Here is a 9,626-nt window from a genome sequence, read left to right on the forward strand (position 1 = left end):
CTTCTTGCTTAAAAGTCTCAAAATCAAAATTGTCAGGAGTCTCCATAAATAAAGTGTGTCTGAGTAAAAGTAAAAAAATAAACTTAATTTTAAACTGACACAGTTGGATGAACAGACTCATTTGGACTCCTGACGTGCTTTCATAAGTGTTTTATTTATATTAAAACTTGATGTAATTCTTAATTAATGAACTATCCCTTTCCTCTTTCAAAGACAAATTAACTACTTAATATAAAACAACTTAGATACATTTATATACAATATTACTTTGTTTGTATTTAATTCCTTTCTGCTTCTTAACAGCTGTTATTTGTGATAATAGAATCAAATATTGTTTTGTAATACTATACCATGGTTGATATGTAATTATCTTTTGTTTCAATAAACCTTATTGTTGCTTTTATGTAATCACTTTTTGTTTAAATGTACCATTTTCTTGATTTGATGTAATTACCCTTTGCTTAACTATACCACTCCCATGATTTCATGCAATTATGCTCAGTTTGATTGCACCTTTTAAATGCTTCAATGTCATAGTCGTTTGTTTTATTGCATCTTATTATTGCTTTTATGTAACTACTATTAGTTTAACTACACCCTATCAATGCCTTTTTAAAATTACCTTTTGCTTAACTAAACAATAGTATTATTTAAATAGAATAAAGCTTTGCTTAGTTGGAATTTCAATTAAACTGACTGTAATCTATAATAGTTTTAGGTACTTTTTTAAAAGTAAAAATCAATTTTGTCCTTCTAAAATCAAACATAAAATATTTTTATTTAAAAATCCATTTTTTTATTCAAAACTTATTATACGGCATGTAATATATTGATTTTCAACATAAAAACAATAATGAATGATTATTCAATTTACATTTTAAGATAAATTAGCACCTAGAGATTGTTAATAAACTGTGTAAAAAAATTCAATAAAAGAATATGCAATTACCGATTTATTTATTCCTTAAAACATTTCTGCTTCAAGGATGTTCTAGCTATAATTTCTATTTATAAATATACAATCGGAATGTCAAAAAATATCTTAATTATAGGTGCAAGTTCAGGAATTGGAGAAGCTACTGCACAAATATTAAACAAACAAGGCTTTAATGTTTACTCTGCTTCACGTACAGCACCATCAGTAGCTACAGCAAAGCATTTTACTTGGGATGCTCTTAATCCTGATAACACAGTTTTTAATGAACTCCCAGATGTTTTAGATGGAGTTGTCTATTGTCCAGGTACAATTAACTTAAAACCATTTACAAGGCTAAATCAAGATGATTTTAAGACTGATTTTCAAATTAACGTATTAGGAGCTGTTTCAGTAATACAAAATGTTTTACCACGTCTCAAGAAAAGTAATACTGCTTCGATAGTTTTATACAGTACTGTTGCAGTTAAAATTGGGATGGGTTTCCATGCTTCAGTCGCAAGTTCAAAAGGTGCAATTGAGGGATTAACTCGCTCGTTGGCAGCCGAGTTTGCTTCTAATAAAATCAGAGTAAATTGCATAGCACCTTCATTAACAGAAACACCATTGGCAAAAAACTTATTATCAAGCGAAGAAAAGAAAGAAGCATCTAACAAACGCCATCCAATAGGACGCTTTGGTAATGTTTTAGACATCGCAAGCATGACCTCATTCTTAATTTCAGACGATGCAAGCTGGATTACAGGACAAGTACTGAACATTGATGGCGGGATGAGCTCAATTAAAACAATGTAATTTTACCTTTCAAATCAGAAAAACGTATTTTCGCATAATTAAATAGAACAGCACCAAAGTTTTCCGTACTTTGGTGCTGTTTCTATATTTTAACTAAAAATACATTCTTAAACCCCAAAACTATGAGTGCTTTAATTTTTATAGTGGTTTTTGCCATTCTAATTATTTTCTTTTCCATCGTGATTGTCAATCAAGGTACAGTAGCAGTCATTACAATTTTTGGAAAATACCAAAGAGTAATGACACCCGGATTGAATTTTAAGATTCCATTTATTGAATTTATCTTCAAAAGAATTTCTATTCAAAACCGTTCGATGGAATTAGAATTCCAAGCCATCACTTCCGACCAAGCAAATGTGAATTTCAAAGCGATGTTGGTCTATGCAGTACTGAATCAAGAAGAACAGACGATTAAAAACGTAGCTTTCAAGTACATGGACGAGCGTTCTTTTATGCAAGCCTTAATTCGTACCGTAGAAGGAACGATTCGTGCTTTTGTAGCCACAAAAAAACAAGCAGAAGTACTACTTTTACGTGGTGAAATTGTATTAAATGTAAAAAATGAATTAGATGAAACACTCGAACAATGGGGTTATCATTTAATAGACTTACAATTGAATGATATAGCTTTTGATGAAGCGATTATGCGTTCGATGGCACAAGTAGTAGCCTCAAATAACTTGAAAGCTGCCGCAGAAAACGAAGGACAAGCTTTATTAATTACTAAAACAAAGTCGGCTGAGGCAGAAGGTAATGCCATTAGGATTTCGGCAGAAGCAGAAAAAATTGCGGCACAGTTACGTGGACAAGGTGTTGCACTCTTCCGTGAAGAAGTAGCAAGAGGTATGGCAGAATCTGCGAAAGTAATGTCAGAAGCCAATTTAGATGCTTCGTTAATACTCTTCTCGATGTGGACAGAAGCCGTAAAACACTTCGCAGAACAAGGACAAGGCAATGTGATTTTCTTGGATGGTTCAACCGAGGGAATGGATAGAACGATGAAACAAATCATGGGCATTCAACAATTGAAAGAAGGTGGAGATTATGTTGCACCTAAATTGCCCAGTGAGAAGAAATAGCAACATGATTATATATTTTTACCGAAAAGCGACCGTAAAATGTCGCTTTTTTGTTTATTTTGTATAAGTAAAAACCCAATTTGATGCAATTCTCTCATTTACACTGCCATACGCAATACTCTCTCTTAGACGGAGCTTCTAAAATTTCTGGACTTTTTGCCAAAGCAAAAGCTGATAATATGCCCGCTGTTGCTATTACCGACCACGGTAATATGTTTGGCGCATTTCAGTTTGTGGCAGAAGCAAGTAAGCACGAAGGTGTAAAGCCTATCGTGGGTTGTGAGTTTTATGTAGTAGAAGATCGTTTCAAAAAACAATTTTCCAAAGAGCAAAAAGATAAGCGTTATCACCAATTGATGTTAGCAAAGAATGCTGAGGGTTATGCAAACTTAGTAAAACTTTGTTCTTTGGGTTTTATAGAAGGTTTGTACGGGAAATATCCCCGTATCGACAAGTCTTTGATTTTACAATATCACAAAGGACTTATCGCCACTACTTGTTGTATTGGTGCTTCCGTTCCTCAAGCAATTCTGAGAGGAAGTGAAGAAGAAGCAGAAAAAGAATTCAAATGGTGGTTGGATATTTTTGGGGAAGATTATTATGTAGAAGTACAAAATCACCAAATTCCAGACCAATTAAAATGTAATGAAGTATTACTAAAATTTGCAAAGAAGTATAATGTAAAAGTAATTGCTTCAAACGATTCGCATTATTTAGACCAAAAGGATGCCAACGCTCATGATATTTTATTGTGTATCAACACAGGCGAAAAACAAGCAACACCTACTTATAAAGATGTTGACGATGGCGAATCGGTAAAAGGCAAGCGTTTTGCTTTTTATAATGATGAATTTTACTTCAAGAATACACAGGAAATGACCCAATTGTGGTCGCATATTCCTGAAGCCATTGATAATACCAATGAAATTGTTGGCAAAATTGATACTTTACGTCTGAAACAAGACATCATGTTGCCTAATTATGAAATCCCTGTTGGATTTGTTAGTCAAGATGATTACTTAGAACACCTTACTTGGGAAGGAGCAAGAAAACGATATGGCGAAGCTTGGGAAAGTATCGAAGTAAAAGACCGACTGAGCTTTGAATTGCATACCATTCGTACAATGGGTTTTGCAGGTTACTTCTTAATTGTATCAGATTTTATCCGTGCTGGTCGTGAATTAGGCGTTTTTGTAGGGCCAGGACGTGGTTCTGCGGCAGGTTCGGTAGTTGCTTATTGTATTGGCATTACGAATATCGACCCAATTAAGTATAATTTACTTTTTGAGCGTTTCTTGAATCCTGACCGTAAATCAATGCCCGATATTGATACCGATTTTGACGACGAAGGTCGCCAAAAAGTGATTGATTATGTGGTTGAAAAGTACGGAAAGCAACAAGTAGCACACATTGTTACTTATGGTACAATGGCGGCAAAAATGTCTATCAAAGACGTTGCCCGTGTGATGGATTTACCGTTGAATGAATCCAACGAATTGGCCAAATTAGTACCAGATAAACCCGGTACTAATTTAAACAGAGTAATGAATGCCCCATTAATTGGTGAAAAATCACTCGCCGAAAAAGAACAGTTTCAGTCAGAAGACATTGAAAACGTTAAGAAGCTTCGTGATATTCGTCGAGAAGGTTCTTTGCGTTCAAAAGTATTAGAAGAAGCTTTGGTTTTAGAAGGTTCTGTGCGAGGTACAGGTATTCACGCCGCTGGAATTATCATCGCTCCGAAAGATTTAACAGAAATTCTTCCTGTAGCTACTTCGAAAGAAGTAAACTTATTAATTACACAATTTGAAGGAAAAATCATTGAAGATGCTGGCGTAATTAAAATGGACTTTTTAGGTTTAAAAACCTTATCTATTTTAAAAGAAGCCCTTCGTTTGATTAAGCAAAATCATGGAATTGAAATTGATTTAGACAATATTCCTCTTGATGATAAAAAAACGTATGAATTATATCAAAGAGGCGAAACAAATGCAACTTTCCAGTTTGAATCTGGCGGAATGCAAAAGCACTTACTAGATTTAAAGCCCGATCAATTCTCGGATTTAATTGCCATGAATGCTTTGTATCGTCCCGGTCCAATTGCCTACATCCCTAACTTTATTGCTCGTAAACATGGTCGTGAGGAAATCGCTTATGATTTACCCGACATGGAGGAATACTTGGCAGATACCTATGGAATTACAGTTTATCAAGAACAAGTAATGCTTTTGTCTCAGAAATTAGCAGGGTTCTCAAAAGGAGATGCCGACGTTCTGAGAAAAGCAATGGGTAAAAAAGACCGTTACACGCTTGATAAAATGAAAAGTAAGTTTGTGGATGGGGCTAAAGCAAAAGGACATCCAGAAGACAAGCTTAATAAAATCTGGACTGACTGGGAAGCATTTGCTCAGTATGCTTTCAACAAATCTCACTCTACTTGTTATGCTTTTGTGGCATATCAAACGGGTTATTTAAAAGCTCATTATCCATCAGAATACATGGCAGCAGTAATGTCTAACTCGCTGGGTAATATCGAAAAGATTACTTTCTTTATGGAAGAATGTAGGCGGATGGGCTTGCCAGTATTGGGTCCAGATATTAATGAATCTTATCGTTCTTTTGCTGTAAACAAAAAGGGTGAAATTCGTTTTGGTTTAGGAGCAATTAAAGGAACTGGTGATGCCGCCGTTGAAAGTATTATTGAAGAAAGAGACAAAAATGGTGCTTACAAAGATATTTTTGATTTCGTAAAAAGAGTAAACCTTAGAACTGTCAACAAGAAAACTATAGAAAGTTTAGCTTATGGCGGTGGATTTGATTGTTTCGAAGATATTCACAGAGCTATTTATTTTGCTGATGTTGAAGGAAGTAATTTTATCGAAAAAATCATTCGTTATGCCAACAAAGCTGTTGAAGTAGCGGCGTCTGCTCAAGGCTCGCTTTTTGGTATGCTTGGCGATGGAGGCGGTGGTGATATTGCAACTCCAAAAATCCCTTTCATTGAGAAATGGGGACAAATGGAAAAGCTCAAATTTGAAAAAGAAGTTGTAGGAATTTACATTTCCGGTCATCCATTAGATGAGTATCGTCTGGAATTGGAAAGTTTCTGTACTTGTACTTTAGATAGAGTAATGGAACCGATTTTCAGAGGTAAAGAAGTTTCTGTGGGTGGCATTGTTACAAAAGCCATTGAAAGATATTCTAAGAATGGAAATCCATTTATGCTTTTTACTTTGGAAGATTATAATGGTAGTTATGAATTTGCTTTGTTTGGTGAAGATTTTGTAAATCTTTCAAAATACATTGCCCCAGATCGTTTTCTGTACATTAAAGGACAAATTAAAAACCGCTGGGGACGACAAGACGAATGGGAATTTAAACCTGTTTCGATTCGACTTTTGTCTGAAATTAGAAATCAATTTTCTAAAGAATTAAAAATCAGCATAGGGTTACAACAAGTTAACACTGTCTTTATTGAACATCTTAATAAATTGGTTTCTTCTAACCAAGGTACTTGTAACTTAACTTTGATGGTTTACGATCCTGAAGATAAAGTAGAAGTAACAATGCTATCAAGAAAAAATAAAATTTCACCAAGTAACGAATTCTTAAATGAATTAAAATTGATTCAAGGACTTACTTATAAATTAAATTAGTCATGAGTTAGTGAATTTTGATTTAGTGATTTTTTTGACACAATCACTAAATCACAATTCACTCATTCTCAATTACTCTCATAAACCTCAAAAATCAACATGATTAAAAGATTATTTGCAATTGCTTTATTAGGTTATTTTTCTTTTGCTTGCAGTTCAGGTAAAAAGGCTTTAGAACAAGGAAACTATGACGAAGCTGTAGAAACAGCCATTGGAAGACTTCAGAAAAGTCCAACCAATACAAAAGCTCAAAAAGTATTAAAAGAAGCTTTTCCTGCGGCGGTCAACTTCCATCTTTCAAAAGTTGAAAATTGGAGAAATTCTCAAGAGCAATTCCGTTGGGAACGTGTTGTGAATGAATACAAGCAAATCCATGCACTCACTGATGAATTAGTAAATTGTCAGGCTTGTTTGAAAGTAACGGGTACGCCTAGAAGATACTTTGATGATTTGCAAAACTCAAAGATTTTTGCTGCTGACGAACGCTTCGCTGTTGGTCTATCTGCAATGAAACAGGCTTATGATAATCGTCAAGCCGCAAAAGATGCTTTTTATAATTTCTCAGTCGTTGAACAATTAATTCCTACTTATAAAGACATCAAATCTAAACTAGATGAATCTTACGAATTAGCCAGTATTGATGTCGTTGTAGAACAAGTAAGTGTTAATTCTCCAACTTATGCTTTAAGTAATGAGTATTTTCAAGGCAAAATCAATGAATTTCTTCGTACTAATCCAAAATTAAATCAATTCGTTCGTTTTCATTCTCCTGAATTAGCTGAACAAAATAAGCTAAAGCCCGATCACGTCATTCGTTTACAATTTGATGATTTTATTGTTGGACAAACTTACGTTGAAACCAATACCAATACTGTTACCAGTAAAGACAGCGTAAAAGTTGGAGAAACAACCGTAAATGGAAAGAAAATTGCAGTGTTCAATAAAGTAACTGCGAAATTGACACAATCCAGAAAAGCTGTTACTTCTAAAGGAATTCTAGATTTTCAGGTCATAGATTTTAAAACTAAACAGAAAATCTATCAAGATAAAATAGCTGGTGAGTTCGTTTGGGTGAATGAATGGGGGAATTTCAACGGTGATGAAAGAGCTTTAACAAAACAACAACTTAGTCTAACTAGAAACAAAGAGCTTTTGCCTCCTCCTCCACAACAATTATTTACGGAATTTACCAAACCTATTTATGATCAAATCACCCGTAAAATAAAAAAATATTATGAAAATTATTGAAATTTATAGCATTAAACAATTGAATATCAAGTAGAATCTGTAATTCTATCTTGTTTCAACAAAACAGAGGAACTAAGATATTAAAACATTTTGTTCTAACTTTGAAAAAAGAAATTAACTTAATTAAAAAATAAAATGGGAAAATACGTAGTAGCAACCGATGATAATTTTCAAGAATTAATCAATTCAGATAAACCAGTTTTAGTGGATTTTTGGGCAGAATGGTGTGGACCATGTAAAATGATTGGACCAATCGTTGAAGAATTAGCTGGTGATGTAGAAGGACAAGCAATCGTTGCTAAAATGGACGTTGATGCAAACTCAACTGTTCCTTCAACTTTAGGAATTCGTTCTATTCCAACTTTATTAATTTTCAAAAATGGTGAATTGAAAGAAAGATTAGTAGGTGGAAATATTCCAAAAGCAGTTTTATCACAAACTTTGTTGAAACACGCCTAAATATGAATGTTGAATTTGGAGTGCTAAATTAGGAATAGTAAACCTTAGGGTTACAGAGTTTTGAGCTTATTTACTGATAAGTCATCTCAAATTTAAACATAAAAAAAGCGGTCGAAATTAATTTTCGACCGCTTTTTTTATGAGCTTACATCCAAAAAGACTCATATTTATTTTGGAATTTTTCTCAGAAAATTAATCACTAAATCACTCATTCACTAAATCGCTCAATAAGTTAAACGCTTTCCAAAATCACTTTACAAGCTTTTCTGATTTCTTCTTCAGTAATAATCAATGGTGGGGCAATTCGCATGGAATTATCACAAAATAAAAACCAATCTGTTACAACACCTTTTTCAATCGCTCGGTCGATGATGGGTTTTAAAGTATCGAAATCCTCAAATTCTACCGCCATCATCAAACCTTGACTCCTAACTTCTTTAATTTTCTCGTGAATCAATAAAGATTTAAACAAATCTGCTTTTGCTTTTACTTGTGCTAAAAGATTTTCTTCTAAAATTACTTTTAAGGTAGCCAAAGAAGAGGCTGCACTTACAGGATGTCCGCCGAAAGTAGTGATATGTCCTAAAATTGGATTATTTTTAAACACACCCATCACTTCATGATTGGCAATAAATGCACCGATTGGCATTCCTCCGCCCATTCCTTTGGCACATAATAAAACATCTGGATAAATACCAAATTGCTCAAAAGCCCAGAAAGTGCCTGTTCTACCAAAACCGCTTTGTATTTCATCTAAAATCAAGAGTGTTTTGGTTTCATCACAACGTTTTCTTAAAGCCCAAAAATACTCTTTATCTGGAATTCTTACTCCTGCTTCTCCTCCAACAATTTCTATAATAATAGCCGCCGTTTTTTCTGTAATGAATCCTAAATCTTCCATTACTCCGTGACGGATATTTCTAATTTCTGGCAATAATGGACGGAAGTTTCTTTTAAAATTCTCGCTTCCTGATAAAGATAATGCTCCTTGCGTAGCACCATGATAAGCATTAAAACATGAAATTATCTCTTGACGACCAGTATAACGTTTCGCTAATTTCATCGCTCCTTCTACGGCTTCTGTTCCAGAATTTGTAAAGTAAACATTATCTAAAGGCACTACATTTTCGACTTTAGGAATAAGCGTTTTTACCAATGCCTCGGCTAATTCTACTTGTGGACTTTGTACATATTCACCATAAACCATTAAATGCAAGTACTTATCTACTTGATTTTTAATCGCTTCTACAACTTTCGGATGGCGATGCCCCACATTCGAAACACCAATACCTGAAATCAAATCCATGTATTGTTTTCCGTCTTTTCCAAACATGTAAACGCCTTCTGCTTTTTCGATTTCTAAAGCCAATGGAAAATCAGAAGTTTGGGCAACATTTTTTAAGAATAATTCTCTATGTGTAATCAAGTTTTTGTATTTTTAGTTGATAAGTACGG

6 protein-coding genes are annotated in these 9,626 nt (G+C 34.0%); 5 read left to right on the top strand and 1 reads right to left on the bottom strand.

Annotated elements, in window-relative coordinates; all coding sequences use genetic code 11:
• Positions 1–1,027: 1,027 nt before the first annotated feature.
• The 5 genes from VB776_RS00005 (at position 1,028) to trxA (ending at position 8,171) form a co-directional block, all read left to right on the top strand.
• On the top strand, positions 1,028–1,729 hold the full coding sequence (locus tag VB776_RS00005) for an SDR family NAD(P)-dependent oxidoreductase (RefSeq protein WP_323324765.1): 702 nt from the start codon (positions 1,028–1,030) through the stop codon (positions 1,727–1,729).
• 122 nt (positions 1,730–1,851) lie between these two features.
• Positions 1,852–2,808, top strand: coding sequence for an SPFH domain-containing protein (locus tag VB776_RS00010; RefSeq protein ID WP_323324767.1), 957 nt, complete (start codon positions 1,852–1,854; stop codon positions 2,806–2,808).
• Between the two features lie 83 nt (positions 2,809–2,891).
• Positions 2,892–6,464: a DNA polymerase III subunit alpha gene (dnaE, locus tag VB776_RS00015; protein ID WP_323324769.1), complete on the top strand. Its 3,573-nt coding sequence runs from the start codon at positions 2,892–2,894 to the stop codon at positions 6,462–6,464.
• Positions 6,465–6,563: 99 nt separating this feature from the next.
• Positions 6,564–7,712: a hypothetical protein gene (locus tag VB776_RS00020; protein ID WP_323324771.1), complete on the top strand. Its 1,149-nt coding sequence runs from the start codon at positions 6,564–6,566 to the stop codon at positions 7,710–7,712.
• Between the two features lie 135 nt (positions 7,713–7,847).
• Complete coding sequence (gene trxA, locus VB776_RS00025) at positions 7,848–8,171, top strand: thioredoxin (RefSeq protein ID WP_309916624.1); 324 nt, start codon at positions 7,848–7,850, stop codon at positions 8,169–8,171.
• 232 nt (positions 8,172–8,403) lie between these two features.
• Here trxA and VB776_RS00030 read toward each other — a convergent pair whose 3' ends face one another.
• Entirely contained in the window at positions 8,404–9,594 is a 1,191-nt protein-coding gene (locus VB776_RS00030) for an aspartate aminotransferase family protein (RefSeq protein ID WP_323324773.1), read from the bottom strand.
• Positions 9,595–9,626 lie beyond the last annotated feature (32 nt).

This window comes from Arcicella gelida, assembly GCF_034931025.1.
Classification (GTDB): domain Bacteria; phylum Bacteroidota; class Bacteroidia; order Cytophagales; family Spirosomataceae; genus Arcicella; species Arcicella gelida.